This is a genomic window from Alteromonas sp. H39 (assembly GCF_047556435.1).
GTDB lineage: Bacteria > Pseudomonadota > Gammaproteobacteria > Enterobacterales > Alteromonadaceae > Alteromonas.
The window spans coordinates 4,076,541-4,099,042 of the sequence record NZ_CP180210.1; the positions used below are offsets into that span (position 1 = coordinate 4,076,541).

Genomic DNA, 22,502 nt, shown 5'->3' on the forward strand with positions numbered 1-22,502 from the left:
TTACTGAAACGGTCCCCTGCGCGCAACGACGGCTGAACAAAAATAAAGAATGGAAGAACAATAAAACAGTTTAAGGGCTGGTGCGACGGCAGCCTGTGACCAGGCTGCGTGGTTTAAAATTCGTATTCGAGCGACATTCTTAAAGTGTGATCTTTACTGTCTCCATTAAGCCCGGCAATAAATCCCAACTCCCATTTCAATTGGCGCTGGCCATCGAACCGGCGGATCCCCATGAATGCCGGCCCCACTCCCACATAGCCTTCGGCGGCATAGAACTCAATTGCAGGCTGCACTTCTGGGATCCAGCGATAGCGATACTTCATTCTGAATTCGCCCTCAATTTCGTCCTCCAGCGTTTCTCCCCACTCATAGACCAACATCACATTTGTAGTCAGGCTGAAACGACCAAATTCTTTTTCGTTGAGAAGCCCGGCTGTCACTTCCCAGTCATCGGTGTTGTGCTGTTTTTCCAGTTCGAACAATGCTCCCCAGTCGGCCCAGTACTTACCTTGTTCGGTAAGCATCCAGCGAATTTCAAGTTCATAACCTTCCGTGCCAAAGTCATCGTTTTCATCACGGCTTCCCACAATATAGCCTTCCAGCACAATGCGCTCTGACAAAGCATGCCCATAGGAAATCCGCTGCATCAGCACATTGCCATTGTCGTTTTGCCTGGATGTCAGCCGCCACTCGAACTCCCGCTCAAACGGAAGCACGTAAGGATGGTATACCTTATCTACATTGAAGTTGTCTGCCTGTGCACTGGCTGACAGCAGCCCAGTGACCAACACAAGCAACGCGGGCAAAAACACTCTCATAATGACCTCGCGACGGATGAGACAGGAGGAAACCGGGCTGCAATTAAACCATAAACAACAGGGCTTAACGCCACCAGAAGATAAACCAGAACGTAGGCGGCACTTGGCGTGGCTTCATAACCAAAAAGCACATTCAGCAAGTGCCCGTACTCACTGTCATCTGCCACCCAGTTACTCGTATCCCATAACCTGGATGACTCGGTCAGCACATTGATTTGCTCCAGCAATACCGCCACTGATGCTACCTGCCCGGCCACAAATACACTGAGCATCGCGCGTTTCGGCCACTGACGCTGCATTGCAGAGACTGCGACAAAAAGCAGCACCGCAACACTGCAACTGATGCCAAGACCAATCACCGTGCCGACCATCAGCGCCATGTCCGCCTGCTGAGAAGACCAGTAGGCAAACGAATAGATTAAGAAATGCACGGCATTCACCAGCGTGATCATGGTTACCAGAATATAAAACGGCCAACCGGTTTGCGTTCCATGCATGGCAGAGAGCCTTCGCATCCATTCACAAAAAGCGCCCCAGGCAACTACCAGTGCGACAACTTTTAACCACTCAAAGCCGCCACCGTTAAACATAGGCGACAGCGTTCCCAGACTGCTGTATGTCAGCATTGCCAGTATTAATCCGCTTATGAGTGCCAGCGTCAGCATGCGGGTTATGTGCGACGCCTGTGCCAATACCAGACTTACCAGCAAAAAAACCGGCAGGGTGTCGCGAATAAACAAAATGACTGTATTAATCAGCATCGGGCAATGCCTCCGGTGTGATAACCCGTACAGTGCCTACCGCAGTATTCGGGTGATACTCACCAAAAAAACGATAGGTTCCTGGCGGCAGCGGGCCAACATAAATCACGCCCTTACTATGACCAAAAATGACTTTTTCGCGATTAAGATCGAAGCTGTCAATTTCTTCAGGGGTGGCATCATAGTTAACAAAAACCAGTCGCACCTTTTTGTTGGCAGGAATAATGACCTCTTGTGGCGCAAACAGGTGGTTTCTGATTTCAACCGTCGCCTCTGGCATCGCCGCGTTGACCTGACAGGAAAAAAGGGACAGCGCTATCAGAGCGCGGGAAGGCATTCTTAACATAACGCTCCCTGTTCTGATGGCAAGGTAACTGTCACGCTCAGGCCACCAAGTGAAGCGGTATCAAGGGTAATGCTTCCCTGGTGCAGGGTGACGATTTGTCCAACAATAGCCAGCCCTAAGCCACTACCGTGTGACTTGTATTTTTCATCCTGCTGGTCGCGATAAAAGCGCTTGAGCACATTCTCACGCTCTTCAGGCGCAATTCCTGGCCCGCTGTCCTCTACGCAAATAACAACACCTTGCGCATCAGAGCTGATGGTGACCTGGATCGTCGCCTCGTTTGGTGAATAAGCACTGGCGTTGGCAATCAGGTTTTGCAGGAGGGTATAAAGCGCAAACTCGGTACTCATCAGAAAAGTGTCGTTGCCATGCAGGCTGATATCCTGCTTTTTCGCTTCAATTTTACTGTACAAATCTGTGATCACGCGCTGTGCAATACGGTACACATCCACCGAGGAAAGCTGTAAATAAAACAGCTCAGGGCTGGTGCGGCTTAGCAGCAGGATCTGATTCACCACATGAATCATTCTGTCAGCATCCTGTTGAATGGCTCGCAATTTACCTTGTTCACCCGGCATCTCCGTCGCCAGGTTGTGTAAATTGATCTTCATCACACTCAGGGGGGTGCGCAATTCATGGGCGGCATTGGAGGCAAACTGCTGTTCGCGTTCAAAGGCGTCATGCAACCTTGAAAACATGGCGTTCAGGGTATCGACCACGGGTTGCATCTCCTCGGGTACACGGGACAAGTGTACCGGAGATAAATCTTTCCCTTTGCGTGCGGATAACTTTGCTGACAGCGTTTTCAGTGGGCTCAGCCCTCGGGACACGAAAAAGAAAACAATGATCGCCAGAATGGGCACGCTGTAAATAAATGGCATAATAGCGGAAACCGTCAGCGAATCTGTAAGTGTGATACGGTTTTGCAGCGGTTGCGCTACCATGACCACCATGCCGTTAGACAACGGCTGCTGGTACACCCGCCAGCGGGAAGACTGAAAATTCTGGTCGCTGAATGCCGCATCGCCATACGCGATGGGCTCTTTGGGCGCATTGACTGAGTGTGATACCAGCCTGTCGCCGTTCCACACCTGGTACACCAGGTCACTCTCGGGGTGTGCCTCTTCGTCAGGCAGATAGTACAGCGTCACCGCCTGCACCATGCTCTTGAGCTCACTGTCGAGTAATTGTGATGACATGGTCATTGCCGCGCGGTAACCATGGATGGCAGCGCTGAAGATGATAAGCACCATCGCGCTAACCAGAATCAAGGTCATATAACGGCGAATAGACGACAAATCAGGCTCCGGCTACAGGTATACAATAGCCCACACCACGCACGGTTTTGATAAACCCTTCAGGCATCTTTTTTCTGACGTGATGAATATGGACTTCAACCGCATTGCTGGCCACTTCCTCGCCCCACTCGTAAAGCCGCGATTCCAATTGCTGTTTTGACTGAATGCGCCCTGCATTTTCAATCAACACTTTTAACAGCATCAGTTCCCGACGCGGCAAAGGGACTGGCGTACCGTCAACGGTTAGCTCCAGCGTTTGCGTGTTTAAACTTACCTTCCCGACCTCAATTAAGGCACTGTTGGCGGTACCCAGACGGCGTTCAAGCACGCGTAAACGGGCCAGCAACTCATCAATGTCAAACGGCTTGGGAAGATAGTCATCGGCGCCGGCATCCAGCCCGAGAATTTTATCCGTGGTTTTATCACGGGCAGTAAGAATGATTACCGGTAGGGTAGGTGCACTACGCCGTACTTGTCGTAATACCTCTAATCCATCCATATCCGGAAGTCCGAGATCCAAAATAAGAATATCGGTTTGGCTGGCGAGCAACGTCGTCAGCGCTTCTCGTCCGCTAAACACACAGTCGACCACATAGTTTACGCGACGCAGAGAGCTTGAAAGTGCCTCGGAAAGCGGCCGGTCATCTTCCACCAACAATATACGCATAACACTGGTTTACAGAGGAATATTGCTTAAGCATAACAGCAATTTCTTAAGTCAGCCTTAAGCATAAAGTCGCACTACGAATAAGAAGAGAAATATCAGCCCGGTGTGGCGGAGAATGCTGTAAAAAAGGTGACGTATTACACCCCTGTTGCCACGATGTCTCTGCCAACGTGCACTAATTGCGGGCCAAGCGAACTCAGCGCTAACTCTTCAGATACGAGGTAAGTAGGCCCGCCACAATTTAATGCCAGAATGCGGCCATCTTTTAATTGCAGCGGCACGCCAACGCTGTTTACAGCCCGGTCCCAGTCACCAAAGGAGGTCACAAAACCTTTTGACTCATATTCTGCGATAGCGTTTTCAATTCCCTTTTTCAAAGACTTCCAGCGATCTTTTTCCACCCGCTCTTTTATTTCTTTCATCACCATGTTGCGCTCGTCTTCAGGCAAGCCAACGAGGTAAGCCCGGCCTGCCGCAGAGTTCGCCAGAGGCAGTGCAGAACCAACTTCCATTCGCAGCGCCTGCGAGTCATCGCCGCGGCAATTCTCCACGTAAAGCATCGACAAACGCTCACGGATGGTTAAGCCAACCGAAACGTTCACGCGCGCAGCTAATGCTTCCATAATGGGTTTGGCCACCCGGCGCACCTGAAGATTCGACGTATAAGCATAGCCCAGAGCCAGCACGCCGGTATCTAACTGGTATTTCTCAAGTTGTGGGTTGAAAGACAGGTAGCCCAGTTGACTGAGCGTGTAGGTCATTCGGGAAATGGTAGGCTTGGGCAAACCTGTGAGCTTGGCCAGATCCTGATTGCCCAATACGCCGCCTTGCTGGCTGAACGCCCTTAAGACATCAAGCCCGCGGGCCAGCGCCTCAACAAATTTGCGGTCTTTTTCTTCCGGTTTTTTGCGGGGCAAATCAAAAAAATCGTTCATTCTCACCAACTTTCACGCTGCACCGGTTCGAGGCTGACACTCGCAATCCACTCTACCGGGTTATTATTAGTGCCAACAAAGGCTTAATTAACAGATTGTACACTGCACCTGAAAGTTTACCAATTTCAGGACGGTGTGATATTGGTCATAAGGAGCAGAAGGCAATAAATGAACGTGCTCTGAGCCGTGTGAAGAGTCCTGCGTGTGTGCAGCATTAAGTAGTATGGGTTCAGACAAAACTGTACTAGGATTACTGCTGTGTGTGACCTTAATGGCTTGTGCCAGCAGAAGGAATGCGGTGTGAAGGATATCCAGTATGGCGCGCCAATGCCCCGCCTCGAAGAACTCGATGTGCTTCGGGGCTTCGCTTTACTTGGTGTTTTTATCGTTCACTTTGTCGGCCTTGCGTTTTACGAATTGCCTACAGACGAAGACGTACTCTTCTCATGGCTGGATAACCCTCTGCACAGTCTGACCGTCCTTGCCTCAGATCTGCTGTTTCTTAACAAAGCCAATACGCTGTTTGCAACCCTCTTTGGTATTGGCTTCTGGATCATGCTGGAACGTTTTCAGCAAAGCGGGCGAGACTTCAGAGCGTTGTATCTTCGTCGTCTTGGCTTTCTTTTTTGTCTTGGGGTAGTAAATGTCGTGTTTATTTTCCCCGGCGACGTACTGCATGAATACGCGCTTATTGGGTTGATTTTGTTTCTGCTGCGCCGTATTAAACCGTCCACCATGCTACTAGCAGGTATTCTCTTCGCGTTGGCAGCCAGACCACTGTTGGAAAGCGATAGCATGCTGGGCTTTCCCGCCGATACCGCCATTCAGATGCAATACGATGCCATCGGCTCCGGTAACTACAGCGTCTGGTTACAAACCATGGTATCTCTGCATGTTAAAGAGGAAATCTTGCACGGTGGGATCCTCGCCTGGGTATTCTATGTCCTGGGGCGCTTCTTTATCGGTAGCTGGCTTGTACGCAAGCAACTGATTTATTCACTGGCAGAAAAAACCGGATGGATGAAACGCCATGTCCGGTGGGTGCTGCCTCTGGGGTTGCTGATAGAGCTACTCACCACACTGATGTGGGAAGAGGTCATTATCTCTCCGGTGTGGTTGCGCGAAGCGCTGCATTATATCGGTGTGCCGATGGTGGCTGTTGGCTATGCGCTGGCCTTATTTCTTCTCTATCACTCATCCTATCAATCACTGGTGAAGCGTATCTTTGCGCCAGTAGGGCGCATAGCACTTACTGCCTATATCGGCCATTGCGTGATTTACGCAGTCCTGTTCCTGCCTCTGGGCTTCAACTTACTTTCCGTCGTAGCGCCTTTCACTGGTCTTTTGATTGCGCTGGGTGTATTTGCCCTTTTCAATCTGCTTGGCACTTTTAGTCTGCATCACTTTGGTTATGGGCCCCTTGAGTACTTATGGCGCTGGGCAACGTACGGGCGTCGTCCAATGACAGTAAAATCAATGTAATAGTCCGCGTATTTTTATTGCAGTTGCACCAAAAGACACACAATCGAAAATCTGATTCAGTAGTCACACCGCTCTATGACCATCGCCACCCCCTGGCCGATGCCGATGCACAGGCTCACCACCGCGTAACGGCCGCCCGTGGCTTCCAGCTGTCGTAGCGCTGTCAACGCAAGTCGCACACCGGAGGCACCTAAAGGATGCCCCACCGAAATAGCACCACCGTTAGGGTTAACCCGAGCATCATCAAAAGCGATATCCAGTTGCTTTAAGCAACCCAGCACCTGCGTCGCAAAGGCCTCGTTTATTTCGATAACATCCATATCTTTCAGTGAAAGCTTAGCCCGGGTGAGCGCTTTGTTAATCGCATCCACCGGCCCTAACCCCATTACGCGGGGCTCAACCCCCGCCACAGCCCCTGCCAGTATGCGCCCGCGGGGCTTCATACCGGCTTTCTCGCCAGCATCCAGTGAGCCCAGCAGTAAAGCCGCAGCGGCATCATTAATACCTGAGGCATTCCCGGCCGTAACCACACCTCCCTCAAACAGGGTTTTCAGCGTACCCAGCTTTTCCAGCGTGGCTTCAGGGCGCGGATGTTCATCATCAACGACCCGGGTTATCTTCCCTTTTTTTCCAGGGACCTGTACTTCGGTAATTTCTTCTTCGAAAAAGCCCCGCGCCTTGGCGGCTGCATATTTTTGCTGCGAGCCATATGCAAACACGTCACTTTCCTCACGGCCAATATTGAGCATCCTGGCAATGTTGTCTGCGGTTTGCGGCATGGTATCGCGACCAAACAGTGCCTCTATCTGCTTGTTTGGAAAACGGGCACCAATGGTAGAGTCGAAGACTGTACACTGGCGGCTAAACGCGGTTTCCGCTTTTGCCATCACCAGCGGTGCACGGGTCATACTTTCCACGCCACCAGCAATCATCCAGTCGCCCTCGTCGCAGGAAATTGCTCGGGCGGCTTCAATGGTGGCCGAAAGGCCGCTGCCACACAGACGGTTTTGGGTTTGCGCAGCCACGGTAATCGGAATACCGGCCAGCAATGCGCCGTGTCGGGCCACGTTACGGGCATCTTCACCCGCCTGATTAGTACACCCGATAATCACATCTTCGAGTTTGTCCGGCGACAAAGGTTGTCTTGCCATCAGTGCACTTAAGCATCCGGCCAGCAAATCGTCCGGCCTGACCGTAGCCAGTGCACCACCGAATCGCCCTACCGGGGTACGAAGGCCATCATAAATCCAGGCGTTTAACATGTTAGTACTCCTTGAGATCAGGCCTGACTTGCCTGTGTGCCGGTGTCGCTAAGCGACATACCAAGCGCCACACGACGTCGAAGATACTGACTGGGGCGATAACGCATATCTCCGGTCAGTCTTTGCAGGTTTTCCAGTATAGTGAGGATCCGCTTTGGCTCTAAGGCATTGCCCCAGGCCAGCGGCCCTTTCGGATAACCCAATCCCAGTGTCACCGCTTTATCGATGTCATCGGGCTGAGCGATGCCTTGCTGGGCGATTTCGCAGGCGAGATTCACCATGGCCGCCAACACCCGCTGACTAACAAAACCAGGGCTGTCGTTAACCACACTGACAGGATAATTGCCCTGAGCAAACAGGGCATGAGCATAATCACGATATGCAGGTGAGGTAGCCGGAGAGATCATCACTACCCGATGTGCGCTCAGTCCAAACAGCGCATCGACAGCCACGGTTCTCGTGGCATCCAGCCCTGCATCGACAGCAGTTGTGGTGGTGTCTTTACCCATTGGCGCGCAAACACACAATGCATCTGAAGAGGGCGTGTCAGCGGTTTCCACCGATATCCCCGCTTTATTACAAAGTGAATGCAGCGTAGCGACAAACTCATCGCCCCATTGCTGACACGACGCATCCAGCCAGACGCTTGTGGGTAGGGTGTCAGGCACATCAGTGGGTACCACAGCATCATTGGTGTCACGAGGGTAAGTATAAAACCCTTCTTTGGTTTTACGGCCCAGCAGGCTGGCTTCTACACGCTTCGCTGCCAGCGGGCTCGGACGGTATCTCGGCTCGTGATAATACTGATTAAACACCGATTCAGTTACCGCATGCGACACGTCCAGTCCGGTTAAATCAAACAGCTCAAATGGCCCCATCTTGAACCCTGCATGCGCTTTTAAAATGCGGTCGACTTCCTGTGTGGTAGTGACTGTTTCCAGCAGCAACTGAAGGGCTTCCGTGCTGTAAGCACGTCCGGCGTGATTCACCAGAAAGCCGGGCATATCCGCTACCACTACAGGAACATGGCCCAATGATGTTACCAGCTTGCTTAGGGTGTCAGTCACGTCTGGTGCCGTGCGCTGTCCACCAATCACTTCCACCAGCTTCATGATTGGAACGGGATTGAAAAAGTGCAGTCCGGCAACGCGCTCAGGCTTGTCGCAGACGCTGGCGATACCGGTAACCGATAGCGATGAGGTATTCGATGCGAGAATACAGGCATCCGGCACAATCGTTTCCAGTGAGGTAAACAGCTTTTGCTTCACCTCCAGACGCTCAACGATGGCTTCTACAACTACATCCACGTCACGGCAGGGATGCAAGTCATCCGCACTATGTAACGACAACGCATCACGGGCATTGTTTGCAAGCTGCTCGCTCAGTTTGCCCTTACTTACGAGCTTGTCCAGCATTGAAAAAACTGTCTTCTGAGCATCGTCAAGCATGTCAGAATCAAGATCGAACAACTTAACACTAAGCCCGCTTTGCAGCATGAGCTGGGCAATGCCGCGCCCCATGGCACCGGCTCCGATCACGGCAACCTGTTTAATTTGAGAGTCAGCCATATGCTGTCCTTACATATTCGGGTAATTGGGGCCGCCGCCCCCTTCTGGCACAACCCAGGTGATGTTCTGCGCCGGATCTTTAATGTCGCAGGTCTTGCAGTGCACACAGTTTTGTCCGTTTATCACAAACTGCTTTTCCCCTGCTTTCTCTACCACTTCATACACCCCCGCAGGGCAATACCGCTGGGCCGGTTCATCAAACTTGGGCAGATTGTGCTCAATCGGAATGGCCGGGTCTTTCAGCTTCAGGTGGCAGGGCTGATTTTCTTCATGGTTTGTATTGGAAAGAAACACGGATGAGAGCTTATCAAAGCTCAGCTTGCCGTCGGGTTTCGGATACTGGATCACGTCGCACTCAGCGGCGGGTTTTAGCTGCGCGTGGTCGGGAGTAGTGTCACGCAAATGCATGGGCAGTTTGCCGCCAAACCAGTTTTGCTCGATGTAGTTAAATGCCCCGCCCAGCAAGGTGCCGTATTTATGCAGTGCCGGGCCGAAGTTGCGGCTGCGTCTGAGCTCGTCATATACCCAGCTATTTTCGAAGGCAACCTCAAAACCGCTCAGTTCGGGCTTTGACGACTCGCTGCCAAGCAGCTCGCGAACCGCTTCTTCTGCTGCCAGCATGCCGGTTTTCATGGCCGTGTGCGTGCCTTTGATTTTAGCGACATTGAGTGTGCCGGCGTCACAGCCAATCAATACACCACCGGGAAATACCATCTTCGGCAGCGCATTTAACCCGCCTTTGGTGATAGCACGGGCGCCATAGGCAACCCGTTTTCCGTCTTTCAGATACTGCGCTAACTCCGGATGGTGTTTCATCTGCTGGAATTCTTCAAACGGACTGACGTGAGGGTTCTGATAATTAAGATCGACAATTAGCCCCACAACAACCTGTTGGTCCGCCCCGTGGTAGAGAAAAAAACCACCTGAGGTGCCGTCCGACAACGGCCAGCCGGAACCGTGAATAACCAGACCCGGTTTATGCACCGCTTTGGGAACATCCCACAATTCTTTTATTCCCAGACCATAATGCTGCGGGTCAGCATCGGCATCCAGCTTAAACCTTTCAATCAAGCGCTTGCCCAAGTGCCCGCGGGCTCCTTCCGAGAATAGGGTATATTTGGCCTTTAACGCCATGCCCGGCATGTAGCCGTCTTTTTCCTCGCCATTCTCGCCAACCCCCATATCACCGGTAATGATCCCTTCAACACGGCCATCGTCACCGTACAAGATTTCAGCGGCGGCAAAACCAGGAAAGATTTCTACACCGATTGCTTCGGCCTGCTCCGCCAGCCAGCGACAGACGTTGCCCAAACTCACAATATAGTTGCCCTTGTTGTGCATCGGTTTGGGTACGAAGGCATTTGGAATGCGGCGAGATTTTTGGGCATCTGACAACAAGAATACCTGGTCTTCTGTCACCTCCACGCTAAGGGGGGCGCCTTTCTCTTTCCAGTCAGGGATAAGCTCATCCAGTGCTCGCGTATCCATTACCGCCCCGGATAGAATATGTGCGCCCACTTCCGAGCCCTTTTCAATTACGCACACCTGCAAATCTTCACCTGCATCCTGCGCCTGCTTTTTGGCCCGGTAAGCAGCTGCCAGACCAGCAGGGCCTGCCCCGACAACCAGCACATCGAATTCCATGATTTCGCGTTCCATACTACCCTCCGCAGTCAATCAGGCAGCCTGTTCGGCTTTAATCAACGCATCCATATGCGCATCATGAGAACCAAACAGGGTATTGATCATCGTCAGACGCTTGAACATGTGGCCGACGTCCAGTTCTTCTGTTACGCCCATACCACCGTGAAGCTGCACTGCCGTTTGTCCGACAAGACGACTGGCACTACCAATCTTGGCTTTCACCATGGATGCTGCTTTCACTGCATCCTCGCCATTGTTGGCAGATAGGGAAATCGCACCGTAGTACAGTATCGAACGGGCTTGTTCCACTTCCATAAACATATCTACCATCTTATGTTGCAGTACCTGGAAGCGGGCGATGGGCATATCAAATTGCTTGCGAACGCGGGTATATTCCACTGTCGCATTCAACAGCTTTTCCATCAGACCCACAGCTTCAGCACTCACCGCGATAATGGCATCAGCTAGTACGCGGTTAATCGCGTCTACTGCGCTTCCGCCCTCACCTAAGCGAGCGTCTGCAGCGACAGTCACGTTATTCAGTGTCACGTCTGCCGCGCGGCCGCCATCGTTTGTGGGGTAGGAGGAAATAGTCACGCCGCTGTCCTTAGGCGACACCATAAATACGCCAACCTCACTGTCGCTGGTTTTTGCCGCCACCAGCAACACATCGGCAGATTGCGCGTGCAACACTACCGGCTTTTTACCAGACAGCTTGACGGTATCGCCGTTAATTTCAGCACGGGTAGTAATGGCAGTAATATCTGTCTGACTGGCGGTTTCAAAGCCAGCAAACGCCACCTTTTTCTCGCCACCGGCAATAGCAGTTAACCACTCGCTTTTCTGCGATTCGGTGCCCAGACGTTGGATCAGGTTTCCGCTTAACACCACGGTAGACAGGTAGGGCTCCAACAGCAGCCCTTTGCCCAACGTTTCCATCAGCACCATCAGCTCTACCGCTGTGCCATCCAGGCCGTCGTATTGCTCTTCAAAGGGCAATGCCAGCCAGCCTAGCTCAGCGAACAGTTGCCAATGCTCCTCGCTGTACCCTCTTTCGGATTCACTTAGCTTCTGACGGGCGTCGAAGGCGTAGGTGTTAGTAATAAACTTGGAGGCACTGTCTTTCAGCATCTCCTGAATATCGGTTAATGCAAAATCCATGGTGTCCTCCTTACACGCCCAGCACTTGCTTGGCGATGATGTTTTTCTGAATTTCGTTAGTGCCGCCGTAAATCGTGACTTTACGATTGTTGTAATAGTGTGGCGCGGCATTTGGTGCGAAGAACGGTTCCAGTTTCAGAGACGGATCTTCATCATCATATTGTTCAGGTACAAACGGCAGTCCGTAGATGCCGGCCAGCTCCAGGAACAGTTCATCGAGCGCCTGCTGCACCTCGGTGCCTTTAATTTTCAGAATAGAGGACTCAGGTCCCGGCGCTTTGCCAGTACTGACCGAAGACAATACCCGCAGCTCGGTGTATTCCAGTGCCGTCAACTCGACCTCGGTCTGCATTACGCGCTGCATGAATACGCTGTTGTCTTTCAATGGCGGCACACCGGCAGGCGGGTTATTCAGCATGCCTTTGATGTCAGCCAGGCGCTGCTTACTGGTGGCTACACCGGCAATATTACTGCGTTCGTGAGTCAGCAATACCTTGCCGTAGGTCCAGCCTTTGCCTTCTTCACCTACCAGGTTTTCTACCGGCACTTTCACGTCTTCGAAGAACACTTCATTGACTTCACGACGGCCATCCAGCGTGATAATGGGCTTCACCGTAACGCCAGGCGAATTCATGTCGATAAGCAAAAAGCTGATCCCTTCCTGTTTCTTGCCGGTGTCGCTGGTGCGCACCAAACAGAAGATCCAGTCGGCATAGTGGCCCAGAGTGGTCCAGGTCTTCACGCCATTCACTATGTAGTTATCACCATCGCGCACCGCTTTGGTCTTCAGGCTCGCCAGATCGGAACCGGCGTTAGGCTCTGAGTAGCCCTGACACCACCATACTTTGCTCGACAGGATATCCGGCAGGAAACGTTTCTTTTGCTCGTCATTGCCGAAGCTATAAATCACCGGGCCGACCATGTTCAGGCCAAACGGGATAATACGGGGGGCTTTCGCTCTGGCTGCCTCATTGAAGAAAATATAGCGCTGTGTGGCTGACCACCCGGTACCGCCGTGTTCCACCGGCCAGTTAATGCCAGCCCAGCCTTTCTCGTACAGCGCTTGCTGGTAATCTACCTGAGACGCTTTATCCATGCGCAATCCGGCTTTTAAACGGCGGGTTACACTGTCGGGCAATTCGTTCTCAAAGAAAGCGCGAACTTCTTTCTGAAACGCCAGTTCCTGTTCTGTGAAATCTGTATTCATGGCGATATCCTGCGTAGTTAATAACGTGTCCTGGTCAGCAAGTTACTCAGCTGACGTGTAAAAATAGTGACTGAGATCGGCCCCCTTCTCTTGCGCGCGCTTAAGCTCCATGCGCGCAATCTTGCGAAGATGTACTTCATCGGGGCCATCGGCGTAGCGCAGTGCACGGCCCTGAGTCCACATATCTGCCAGCGGCAAATCCGGCCCCGTGCCCATCGCACCAAAGGTTTGCATAGCGCGGTCAACCACCGTGGTGTGCAACGTAGGTATCAGTGCTTTTATCAATGAGATTTCATCCGCCGCACCTTTGGCTCCGCGTTCATCAATGGCCCATGCTGCGCGCAGCACCAATAGTCTGGCCTGCTCAATCTCAATGCGTGACTTAGCAATCCACTCGGCAACCGCGCCGTGCTGATGCAGATATTTGCCGTAGGTTTTACGTTCCTGAGAGCGCGCAATCATAAGTTCCAGTGCCAGTTCCGCCTGACCAATACTGCGCATGCAGTGGTGAATACGGCCCGGCCCCAGACGCGCCTGCGCCATGGCAAAACCTTCACCTTCCTCGCCCAGCAGGTTCTTTGCCGGTACATGCACATCGGTGAAGGTCACTTCGCAGTGTCCATGCCCATTGATATGGTTCATCACAGACAGATTCCGCACGACCTTCACGCCCGGCGCGTCTTTAGGGATCAGGATCATCGATTGCTGACGATGGCGATCCGGGTTCTGCTCGTCGGTCTTCCCCATCAGAATGAATAGCCTGCAGTTAGGATGCGCGGCATTGGAGATATACCACTTGCGCCCGTTCACCACATACTCATCACCTTTACGAACAATGCTGGTCTGAATATTGGTGGCATCTGACGAGGCGACGTCGGGTTCAGTCATCGCAAAAGATGAGCGTATCTCACCGTTTAACAGTGGTTTCAGCCACTGCTCGCGCTGGGCTGGCGTGGCAAACATGTGCAGCAGTTCCATGTTGCCGGTATCCGGTGCGTTACAGTTAAAGACTTCTGCGCTCCAGCTGACACGCCCCATGATCTCTGCCAGCGGTGCGTATTCCAGATTGGTCAGGCGGGTTCCCGGCTCGTCGTCTTTCAGCGACGGCAAAAATAAGTTCCACAGCCCTTCATCACGCGCCAGCGCTTTCAAATCTTCCATAAACGATACCGGGTAAGTGCCATCATGGACTTCGTTTCGGTAAGCGCTCAGGCGCGGCAGAATGTAGTTATCAAAGAAGGTAAGAAGCTGCGAGCGCAGACCTTTCACTTTATCGCTGTATTCGAAATTCATGCCTGTGTGTCCTCGCTGTCCTGATCCGGGCGAAGTACCACCCGCCCGGTGATTTGCCCCTGCTTCATCGCGCTTAACGTTTCATTGGCGCAACAAAGGGGCTTTTCGGTAATGCGGATGGGCTTTACTTTGCCTTCATGAACCAGCGACATCAGCGCTTTCATATCTTCCAGGCTGCCGACAAATGAGCCTTTTATGGTGATGGCTTTAATGGGCAGAATGGGCACCGGGATCTGCATTGCCCCACCAAACAAGCCTACGATGATGGCAATGCCACCTTTACGCAGTAAGCGCGTAGCCAGCAACGCCGTTTTATCTGAGCCGACAAAGTCCACGGCAGCGGCCACGCCACCATTGGTGGATTTCATTAAGGCTTTAAAGGCGTCACTGTCGGCAGGATCAAACACCTCATCAGCACCTTCCTCCAGAGCGAGTTCGCGCTTTTGCGGATCGATATCCGCCACAATGATGTGGGCATCAATCAGACTTTTCGCCATCGCCAATGCAGACAATCCGACACCGCCGGCACCGACAATCAGTACGGCCCCATTTTTCGACGCCGCCTGAATCTGTGAAATCGCACTATAAGCTGTGACACCTGAGCACGCGTAGGTGCAGGCCAAAGAGGCCGGTAAATCACCCAACGGCAGCAGGTACTTTTCATCCGGCACGATAACGTGAGTACTAAAACCGCCATCAACGGCAAAGCCTAAAGAACGCGGTTGATTGCAGATGTGTTCAAACCCGCTATCACAGAGCTGGCAATGTCCGCAGCCAATCCAGGGATATATCACGTGCTTTTGCCCTGGCTTCACATCAGTGACATCCTCACCAACAGCGACAACTTCCCCGGCTATCTCGTGTCCCAGCGTAAAGGGCAGTTCGCGAATGGCACGGATGTCCATTTTATTATCGCCGCCCATATCGAAGTGGCCGTCCCACACGTGTAAGTCGCTATGGCACACTCCGCACGCTTCTACCTTCACTACCACCGCCTTACCCGTCGGTCTGGGTGTCTCGTAGTCTTGTTTTTTCAGGGCTTCGCCGTATTCTGAGAATTGCTGACTGTACACAGCCGCCTCCTTCTGTTGCGTTGACACCAGAATGCCAGTCGCTCTAAATTGTGAAAGATACTACCGCACTGCGGTACAACAAATACAATAACGAAACTAAATATCACCCCATTCATTTTCTTTATCGTGTATTTCTGAGCCGCAGTGGTATGGTTGAAAAAGCGTAGATTAAGGAACCCGTTATGACACTGTTATTGGTAATTATTGCCGTTGCACTCGCTGTCGTTTTTCTGGCATGGATGTACACTCGCCGCGTGGATGCAGCCATAAATAAACAGTTCCCGCCCTCGGGAAAGTCGCTTGACGTTGATGGCGGAAGCATTCACTGGCAGGAGTCTGGACAAGGTGAACCGGTGGTTCTTATTCATGGCCTCTCCGGCAACTTACACAACTTCTCCGCGATGGAATCGATGCTGGCAGAGCGCTATACAGTGTACAGTGTGGACCGCCCAGGCTCGGGACATGCAAGACGTGACGTTCCAGAGAGCGCAAACTTCGAAAAGCAGGCGTCGATGCTACTTGAATGGATGACAAAGACAGGCCTGGATCGCGCCCTGATTGTAGGGCATTCCATGGGCGGTGCTATCGCACTTAAAATGGCGTTAATAGAACCAAAACGCTGCGCCGGGCTGGTTCTGTTGTGCCCTCTCACTGCTCCGCTTAGTGAAGCGGCAGGGCCGTTGAAAAACCTGTATATACCCAATCCGGCCACCCGCCGCTTTTTGTCGGCTACTTTTGCTACGCCGGTAAGGATGCGCAAGGCGCGTGAGAATTTAAGCGCCATTTTTGCACCGGATGCAGCACCGCGTGACTTTGCTACGCGCTTTGGTGGCGCATTATCCATGCGTTCAGACACGTTTTTCGGCGCAGCGAATGACATCGTGGCGGCGCAGAAAAGCCTGTACAAGCAGTTTCGCCAGTACGGCGACATCAGTTGCCCGGTTGGCATTCTGTTTGGAGGAAAGGACGCGGTTCTGGCCCCGTCACTACACATGAAACACATTGAGGATACGATAAAGGATGTTACCTCAGTGCTGCTGCCTGAGCGTGGTCATATGGTGCCAATCAGCGACCCGGCAGCCTGCTCGGAATTGGTCGACACAATTTACACGAAAGTGAAAGACACTTCCGGCGCTCCTGTATCTTCCACCGCGGAAAAGTAGATTACAGTACCGGTACGGCACACTGTCAGCGAGTTACGTCCAGCTAACGCCAGGCGCTGTGCTGTTACTCTTGAAAAGTCCTGCCATGGAGTACATTGTTTTGATGAGCGCGCATGGGATGCGCGGGAAAAGCACGCGTCTATCAAGCGGTTACTGTGCTTCCTATGATGCCGGGATTTGGTGCCAGGCGTGACTCTGTAATCTACACGTATGATAGAGAAACACTGAAGGCACTGGGGTTAGACGCACTGGCAAATGCCGATTCTCAGGAGCGCGCTCGCTGTAACTCAGAATTTTGTTCACAGGTGTTTTTTGTACCTCGTCCGCTTCTCATTTCTCTGCTGGCAAACTTCGAAAAAGACAAAGCTAAGTGGGACATCTGGCTGGCAGATGAAATAAGAAAAAGCGCCAACGCCAGCCCACCGTCAGAATAAGTTGTGTATCTTCATTACATACAGATTTCGCTAAAGAATATAGTACGTTTTTGACCCACTTAGACATTATCGCAGAGGTAACTGTACGTTTTGAGTTTCCTTATTGTAAATAAGGGTATGAAAGTTAAGACGTGTTTTAAAAATTGAACAAAAACATTCTCATGCATCCGGTATAGACTATATTTTTGGTCTGAGCTTAGAAATATGGATGTGTCATGAAAGTGACTTTGCGGCGAAACACGCTGTTTTCTATTTTGATTGCGCTTTGCGGGATCCTTATCACGTCTCCGGCGTGGGCGATTACAGATAAAGTACAAAGTCTGTCGCCTGGGTTGTTTACTGCCGTTTTCTACGCACTGGTCGGCCTGGCTGGACTTTTCCTTGTACTTTTCATCATCAAATCACTGGCAGTGAAACGTCAACAACGACAGTTTGCTCAGCAACGTGACACGCTCGTTCAGATTAATGCGCGCATGGACAGTCTGAATACCGGGGTGGTGCTCTATTCTGAAGACAGACGCATCCTTTATACCAACCGCACAGCTGCGTATCTACTGGGCAAAAAAGCCGAAACCATTGAGGGCTCAGTATTATTCGATTCATTTCCGCAGGATATTGAAGATGAGCTTACCCAGGCCCTGGAGAGTGCCAAAGAACAAACCCTGCAATGTATTTTGCCATCCCGGAACCGTCACTATCGGCTTCGGGTTATCCCTAAAATGCCGGAAACCACAGGATGTGCTGGTCAGATCATTTTAGAAGATGTTAATCGGTTCCAGCTAGCGCTGGATGCCGGTGCCGCCCTCACCACTCATTTAATGTCACTGTGGAACACGCCCCGCACCGCGCTTATGCGTATCAACATCGTCACCGATACTGTCACTGCCAACGACACCTTGGTTGACTGGTTGGCAGACATGCCGCAATCGGTAAAAGATATTCCCGGTATCTTTGCTGATGCAGACGTCATTGCTATTGAGCAACTGCTGGAGCGCGCAAAAGAGGGCGAGCCGGAAGCCATAGAGGTGACACTGCAAGGCAAGTTGCATCCGATCCCGGTCGAGGTGCACGCGGTTCGTGTTGAACAGACGTCAGTAAGCGACCCGCTTACCCACCTGACGCTGGTAAGCCGTCGGGCTGAAACAGAAAATGCAGCGCAGGCCAGTGCCATTAAGAAGCGTTTCCAGTCTCTGTCATCCACTATTCCTGATGCCTGTTACCTGCTGGATGCCGATTTAAAAATCACTGAATGCAATAAACATTTTGCCAAAGTCTTTGGCGCCGACCCCATGCGAGTGAAAGGCAAACCTGTCACCGAAGTTACCTGTTTCAACGACAAACTCAAAAGTCTGCACATGCAGGTTGAGACAATGATGGCGAAAAAGGAAGTGATAGAACTGACCGTGGGTGACGATGTTCACAAAACGCTGCGCATGCACCTTCAGGCACTTTCTGAAGACGGTGAGCGCACGGGTATGATTGTCATCGCAGAAGATATTACCGAACAGGTTGCTCTGGAAAAAGCGCGGGACCATGCGGTAAAACGTCTGGGTACCTTCATCGATCATGCGCCAATGGGGGTGGTGGTGTTTGACGGAGACGACACCATTAAAGAAGTGAATCACACGGTTACCCGCCAACTTGGCTTATCCTCCGACGAGCTGACAAACCGGACATTTTACGATCTGTTCAGCCAGTCTGACGACGCTGGCCGGGCCGCCAAAAAGCTGCACCGCCATGATCAGTTTGCAGAACTTCCGGCTAAATTGAAGGGCTCACTTAAGCCGGTTTCAGCCACCTTGTATGCCAGTAAAATCAGTGAAATTCCGCAGGAATTCGTATGCTGGATAGGTGGCCGGGAAGAGCAGGAGTACTTAAATACCCGCTTTGAGCGGCTGGTGAAATATTCCAGCGTGCCGGTTGGCATTCTGGAAAACGATGGCTTTACCCACCTCAATTCTGCGGCCTGTGCGTTCTTTGGCCTTCGTGATGAAGACGAGCTGTTAGGCAAAGGCCCCGATCATATTAAGCTGAACGCCAAAGAAGAACGCGCCCGTCAGCTGACAGAAAAATTAAACACGGCTCGTATGCAGGGCCAGGTACAAACATTCACCTGGCAGCATACGTTGCGAGGCGAAGAGCTGCCCTGTGAATTGACGCTCATCCCAATATTGCGAGATGGCGAGCTGCAATCCATTATCTGTCTGTGGGTAGACTTACGTGCCTTAGAACAAGCCAATGCCGCACGAATGGAGGCCCTGCAATTACGTGAGGCAGCTGAGCGGGAGGTAGAAGAGAAACAACAGCTGCTTGCCACCAGCCAGAGTAAGCTCGAGCGCCAGTCTCAGACTCTGGCCCAGACCGAGAAAACCCTTGCCAGCACAGAGCAGAAGTTGTCAGAAGCCGAAGAAGATCTCTCGGTGAAAATGGATACGATATCGGATCTGCAACAGGCGCACAAAGATATCAGCGCACACCTCGCCAGTCTTCAGGGCGACTACACCCGCAATAAAACCCTGCTGGCTGAGAGTCAGAAAGTGAACGCGGAACTGGAATCTCAGTTGGAGCAATCCAGCGCCAAAGTAGGCCGTCTTGAGCAGCAGCGCAACCAGATTGCCGATGCCTTGCAGTACAGTGAAAAGCAATATCGTCAGGCACAGGCACAGCTCGATGACAGCAAAAAGGAAACAGAGCGCCTCAAACAGGCACAGTCCAAACAACAGCAGGAAGTGGAACACTATCTTACGCAGATCAGCAGCCTGAAAGACTCCATCGGCGAAAAAGATCAGCAACTGTCTGATGTCAGCGGCCAGATCCAGACCCTGCAATCACAATTGGTCAGCTCCAGTCAGGCGTCAGAAAAACTTCGTGAACAGCTGAAAAACCAGCGCATCGCCAGTGAAAAGGCTGAGCAGCAACGTCGCGAAATCGAATTGGCGTGTAGGGCGGCAGAAGCAGAGTTAGCCGCGAAAGCACGCAATATAGACCACCTGCAACATGAGATGCAGATGCTGGAAAAAATGTCGCAACAGGAAAAAGGCGACATGGAAGCTTATGCCAAACAACTTCAGCAGGAGCTGGAGTCCAAACAGTCGCAATTGAGTAAAACGGAAAGCGCGCTTAGCGATATCCGTCAGCAGGCTGAGAAAGACAAGCAGGAGAAGGCTCAGCAACAGAGTATTCTGAACAAGCTGCAGCAGGAAATGCAGGAGGCCGAAGCACAGGCGAAAGCGCAGCAAGAAGAGATGGCCCGTATTGACGCCGAGCGCAAGGAAGAGCAGGCAAGACTGCAGGAGGCCTTGCAGTCGAAACAGTCGCAACTGACAGAAACGGCACGCAACCTGGAAGAAGCGAAAAAGCTGAACGAAGAAGCGGCTGCTGAGAAAGCCCGCCAGCAAGCCATTCTCGACCGTCTGCAGGATGAAATGCAGACCACCCGTGAAGAAGCGGAGGCGCAGCAACGCAAGCTGGCTGAACTGAACGAAGAGCGTAAGCAGGAGCACGCCAAACTGCAGGAAGACTTGCAAGCCAAACAGAAACAACTTCAGGAAACCAAGGCGTTCCTGCAGGATGCGAAGCAGCAAACCGAGTCAGAGAAAGCCGAGAAGGCCCGTCAGCAGGCCATTTTTGAGAAGCTGAAATCTGAACTCAGTTCCATGGAAGCGAAGTCGGCCGAGCAACAGCAGGCCATTGCCGAAACCGATAAAGCGCGTCAGGCAGAGCAGGACGCGCTGGAGAAAGAGCTGGCTTCAAGACAGAAACAACTTGAAGATACACGCAACGAATTACAGTCTCGTCAGCAGCAAATGGACGCTGAGAAGCAAGCGAGGCAGGAGCAGCAGGCACTTCTGGAAAAACTGCAAGCTGAAATGGCGGCAATGGAACAGCGGGCTGAGGAACAGCAGCAAGCCATGTCCAGCAGCGACAAACAGCGTCAGGAAGAACAGTCCAGACTGGCCAAAGAGCTGGAAGGCAAACAGCAGTTGCTGGAAGAAGCCCGTAAAGAGCTGGCAGCCAGACAAAAACAAATGGATGCAGAGAAGCTGGCTCGTCAGGAACAGCAGACCATGCTCGAACAGCTTAAATCTGAACTGTCTGACGTTGCCCAACGTGCTGCCAAGCAAAAAGAAATGATGTCTGGCAGTGATGAGCAGTGGCGCAAGCACCATGAAGAAATCGAGGCGCAGAAGAAACAACTTCAGGAAGCGTTAAGTCAGGCACAAAACCAGAATACGTCGATGCAGTCGCAGCTTGAGCAGAGCCGTCAGGCGCTGACCCAGGCAGAAACCAAAGTCTCGCAAACCCAAAGCGAAGAGCAAAAACTGCAGTCAGAACTCAACGCTGCCAGGGACCAGGCTGACGCCTTGAAGGACAAGCTGAAGCAGCAGGAGGCGCAGGAAGCGAAGCTGCAATCTCAGGTTAAATCGCAACAAAATGCGCTGAAGGAACGTGAGCAAAGCATTAACGATTTACAAGCGAAACAGGAAGCCTTAACGGCGAAACTCGCGGCAGTAGAGAAGGAATATGCTCAAACCAAAGCGTCCATGAGCAAGCAGGACAGCAGCCAGAGTGAACTAAATGAGCAGCTTAAGAAACTGGAAAGCGAGCTTAATCAAAGTAAATCACAACTGGATAATAAAGAAAAAGCGCTGCAACAGGCACAGACGAAGCTGAAAGACAGTGAGAGCAAGCTGGCCGAGCAGGAACAGGCGCTGGTTGATGCACAAAAGGCAGAAATACAAAAAGAAAATGCCTCCGAAACGCCAGACCATCCGGCGCCTGCTTTTGCTAAAGAGCCGCTTCCACCCGAACCAAATGTCTGGTTTGACCTACTGCCATACCTGCAACAAACCGAGCAGGTTGGCTCGCTGGCACAGTCGTTGACCGAATTGATGGATAACCTGTCAGAGGCCATTGATACATTGGATCAGGCGGTAATGGACGATAACAACGGCAAAATTCTGATGGGTGCCAGAAAGCTGGTGAAAGTCATCAATACGGTTCACTCCGAGCCGCTTAACGATATGGCTGCGCGTATGGAGGCTGACTACGAAACCAACAATTTCGACAACATTTCGATTTTCTGGCCAATTGCGAAGCAGAACCTGATGAAGACGTTACGGGTGATTTATTCGCATTTGCATGAGTAAGTGCGCCGTTCAGATCACTGCGATTTATGCCGCGAGGCGCGCTATGCACATGGTCATGCACTGAATTGATCAGCTTTTAGGAGACGATGTTTGAAGCTTTCATCTCGACGTGTCGTATCAGGAGAGGCACGCGAGTTGTGTAGTGACTCATACCTAATCTGACACCTTAACTTGAAGGCTGCGAATCTAACTCACAGGCAGCATTAGACAAAAAGCAGAACGTCAACGCCCGCTTAACAG

17 protein-coding genes are annotated in these 22,502 nt (G+C 51.9%); 4 read left to right on the plus strand and 13 right to left on the minus strand.

The window, feature by feature from the left end; translation table 11 throughout:
• Positions 1 to 113 precede the first annotated feature (113 nt).
• From ACLBLI_RS17820 to ACLBLI_RS17845, 6 genes are all read right to left on the minus strand, one after another.
• Complete coding sequence (locus ACLBLI_RS17820) at positions 114 to 818, minus strand: hypothetical protein (protein WP_414828874.1); 705 nt, start codon at positions 816 to 818, stop codon at positions 114 to 116.
• On the minus strand, positions 815 to 1,579 hold the full coding sequence (locus tag ACLBLI_RS17825) for an FTR1 family iron permease (protein ID WP_414828875.1): 765 nt from the start codon (positions 1,577 to 1,579) through the stop codon (positions 815 to 817). The genes ACLBLI_RS17820 and ACLBLI_RS17825 overlap by 4 nt, the downstream gene beginning before the upstream one ends.
• Positions 1,569 to 1,916: a cupredoxin domain-containing protein gene (locus ACLBLI_RS17830; RefSeq protein WP_414831000.1), complete on the minus strand. Its 348-nt coding sequence runs from the start codon at positions 1,914 to 1,916 to the stop codon at positions 1,569 to 1,571. Before ACLBLI_RS17830 ends, ACLBLI_RS17825 begins: the two co-directional genes overlap by 11 nt.
• Positions 1,917 to 1,918: 2 nt before the next feature.
• Positions 1,919 to 3,223, minus strand: a complete 1,305-nt coding sequence (locus tag ACLBLI_RS17835) for an ATP-binding protein (RefSeq protein WP_414828876.1) — start codon at positions 3,221 to 3,223, stop codon at positions 1,919 to 1,921.
• Between the two features lies 1 nt (position 3,224).
• Entirely contained in the window at positions 3,225 to 3,890 is a 666-nt protein-coding gene (locus ACLBLI_RS17840) for a response regulator (RefSeq protein ID WP_414828877.1), read from the minus strand.
• Between the two features lie 137 nt (positions 3,891 to 4,027).
• The gene (locus tag ACLBLI_RS17845) at positions 4,028 to 4,825 is read right to left on the minus strand and encodes an IclR family transcriptional regulator (protein ID WP_414828878.1); all 798 of its coding nucleotides are present in this window, start codon (positions 4,823 to 4,825) and stop codon (positions 4,028 to 4,030) included.
• 300 nt (positions 4,826 to 5,125) lie between these two features.
• On the opposite strand from ACLBLI_RS17845, the gene ACLBLI_RS17850 reads away from it, so the two are divergent.
• Complete coding sequence (locus tag ACLBLI_RS17850; protein WP_414828879.1) at positions 5,126 to 6,307, plus strand: DUF418 domain-containing protein; 1,182 nt, start codon at positions 5,126 to 5,128, stop codon at positions 6,305 to 6,307.
• A 56-nt stretch (positions 6,308 to 6,363) separates the two neighbouring features.
• Here the strand turns inward: ACLBLI_RS17850 and ACLBLI_RS17855 are convergent, their stop codons facing one another.
• From ACLBLI_RS17855 to ACLBLI_RS17885, 7 genes are read right to left on the minus strand one after another with little or no spacing between them, the layout of a single operon-like run.
• Positions 6,364 to 7,569 carry a 3-oxoadipyl-CoA thiolase gene (locus ACLBLI_RS17855; RefSeq protein WP_414828880.1) on the minus strand — a complete coding sequence of 402 codons (1,206 nt, stop codon included), beginning with the start codon at positions 7,567 to 7,569 and terminating at the stop codon, positions 6,364 to 6,366.
• 17 nt (positions 7,570 to 7,586) lie between these two features.
• Positions 7,587 to 9,137, minus strand: coding sequence for a 3-hydroxyacyl-CoA dehydrogenase (locus ACLBLI_RS17860; RefSeq protein ID WP_414828881.1), 1,551 nt, complete (start codon positions 9,135 to 9,137; stop codon positions 7,587 to 7,589).
• Positions 9,138 to 9,146: 9 nt separating this feature from the next.
• Positions 9,147 to 10,796 carry an electron transfer flavoprotein-ubiquinone oxidoreductase gene (locus tag ACLBLI_RS17865; RefSeq protein ID WP_414828882.1) on the minus strand — a complete coding sequence of 550 codons (1,650 nt, stop codon included), beginning with the start codon at positions 10,794 to 10,796 and terminating at the stop codon, positions 9,147 to 9,149.
• Between the two features lie 18 nt (positions 10,797 to 10,814).
• The gene (locus tag ACLBLI_RS17870; RefSeq protein WP_414828883.1) at positions 10,815 to 11,942 is read right to left on the minus strand and encodes an acyl-CoA dehydrogenase family protein; all 1,128 of its coding nucleotides are present in this window, start codon (positions 11,940 to 11,942) and stop codon (positions 10,815 to 10,817) included.
• A gap of 10 nt (positions 11,943 to 11,952) precedes the next feature.
• Positions 11,953 to 13,149: an acyl-CoA dehydrogenase family protein gene (locus ACLBLI_RS17875; RefSeq protein WP_414828884.1), complete on the minus strand. Its 1,197-nt coding sequence runs from the start codon at positions 13,147 to 13,149 to the stop codon at positions 11,953 to 11,955.
• A gap of 42 nt (positions 13,150 to 13,191) precedes the next feature.
• Positions 13,192 to 14,442: an acyl-CoA dehydrogenase family protein gene (locus ACLBLI_RS17880; RefSeq protein ID WP_414828885.1), complete on the minus strand. Its 1,251-nt coding sequence runs from the start codon at positions 14,440 to 14,442 to the stop codon at positions 13,192 to 13,194.
• On the minus strand, positions 14,439 to 15,515 hold the full coding sequence (locus ACLBLI_RS17885) for an alcohol dehydrogenase (RefSeq protein WP_414828886.1): 1,077 nt from the start codon (positions 15,513 to 15,515) through the stop codon (positions 14,439 to 14,441). Before ACLBLI_RS17885 ends, ACLBLI_RS17880 begins: the two co-directional genes overlap by 4 nt.
• Positions 15,516 to 15,697: 182 nt before the next feature.
• Here ACLBLI_RS17885 and ACLBLI_RS17890 point away from each other — a divergent pair, with 182 nt between their 5' ends.
• The 3 genes from ACLBLI_RS17890 to ACLBLI_RS17900 all read left to right on the plus strand — a co-directional run bounded on the left by ACLBLI_RS17890 (position 15,698) and on the right by ACLBLI_RS17900 (position 22,262).
• Positions 15,698 to 16,678, plus strand: a complete 981-nt coding sequence (locus tag ACLBLI_RS17890) for an alpha/beta fold hydrolase (protein WP_414828887.1) — start codon at positions 15,698 to 15,700, stop codon at positions 16,676 to 16,678.
• Positions 16,679 to 16,791: 113 nt separating this feature from the next.
• Positions 16,792 to 17,112, plus strand: a complete 321-nt coding sequence (locus ACLBLI_RS17895) for a hypothetical protein (protein ID WP_414828888.1) — start codon at positions 16,792 to 16,794, stop codon at positions 17,110 to 17,112.
• Positions 17,113 to 17,327: 215 nt separating this feature from the next.
• Positions 17,328 to 22,262, plus strand: coding sequence for a PAS domain S-box protein (locus ACLBLI_RS17900; protein WP_414828889.1), 4,935 nt, complete (start codon positions 17,328 to 17,330; stop codon positions 22,260 to 22,262).
• Positions 22,263 to 22,502: the final 240 nt, after the last annotated feature.

Excerpts from the sequence above, each read along its gene's own strand:
- ACLBLI_RS17820 (WP_414828874.1), bottom strand. The coding sequence starts at position 818 with ATGAGAGTGTTTTTGCCCGCGTTGCTTGTGTTGGTCACTGGGCTGCTG.
- ACLBLI_RS17825 (WP_414828875.1), bottom strand. The coding sequence starts at position 1,579 with ATGCTGATTAATACAGTCATTTTGTTTATTCGCGACACCCTGCCGGTT.
- ACLBLI_RS17830 (WP_414831000.1), bottom strand. The coding sequence starts at position 1,916 with ATGCCTTCCCGCGCTCTGATAGCGCTGTCCCTTTTTTCCTGTCAGGTC.
- ACLBLI_RS17840 (WP_414828877.1), bottom strand. The coding sequence starts at position 3,890 with ATGCGTATATTGTTGGTGGAAGATGACCGGCCGCTTTCCGAGGCACTT.
- ACLBLI_RS17845 (WP_414828878.1), bottom strand. The coding sequence starts at position 4,825 with ATGAACGATTTTTTTGATTTGCCCCGCAAAAAACCGGAAGAAAAAGAC.
- ACLBLI_RS17855 (WP_414828880.1), bottom strand. The coding sequence starts at position 7,569 with ATGTTAAACGCCTGGATTTATGATGGCCTTCGTACCCCGGTAGGGCGA.
- ACLBLI_RS17860 (WP_414828881.1), bottom strand. The coding sequence starts at position 9,137 with ATGGCTGACTCTCAAATTAAACAGGTTGCCGTGATCGGAGCCGGTGCC.
- ACLBLI_RS17865 (WP_414828882.1), bottom strand. The coding sequence starts at position 10,796 with ATGGAACGCGAAATCATGGAATTCGATGTGCTGGTTGTCGGGGCAGGC.
- ACLBLI_RS17870 (WP_414828883.1), bottom strand. The coding sequence starts at position 11,942 with ATGGATTTTGCATTAACCGATATTCAGGAGATGCTGAAAGACAGTGCC.
- ACLBLI_RS17875 (WP_414828884.1), bottom strand. The coding sequence starts at position 13,149 with ATGAATACAGATTTCACAGAACAGGAACTGGCGTTTCAGAAAGAAGTT.
- ACLBLI_RS17880 (WP_414828885.1), bottom strand. The coding sequence starts at position 14,442 with ATGAATTTCGAATACAGCGATAAAGTGAAAGGTCTGCGCTCGCAGCTT.
- ACLBLI_RS17890 (WP_414828887.1), top strand. The coding sequence starts at position 15,698 with ATGACACTGTTATTGGTAATTATTGCCGTTGCACTCGCTGTCGTTTTT.
- ACLBLI_RS17895 (WP_414828888.1), top strand. The coding sequence starts at position 16,792 with ATGGGATGCGCGGGAAAAGCACGCGTCTATCAAGCGGTTACTGTGCTT.
- ACLBLI_RS17900 (WP_414828889.1), top strand. The coding sequence starts at position 17,328 with ATGAAAGTGACTTTGCGGCGAAACACGCTGTTTTCTATTTTGATTGCG.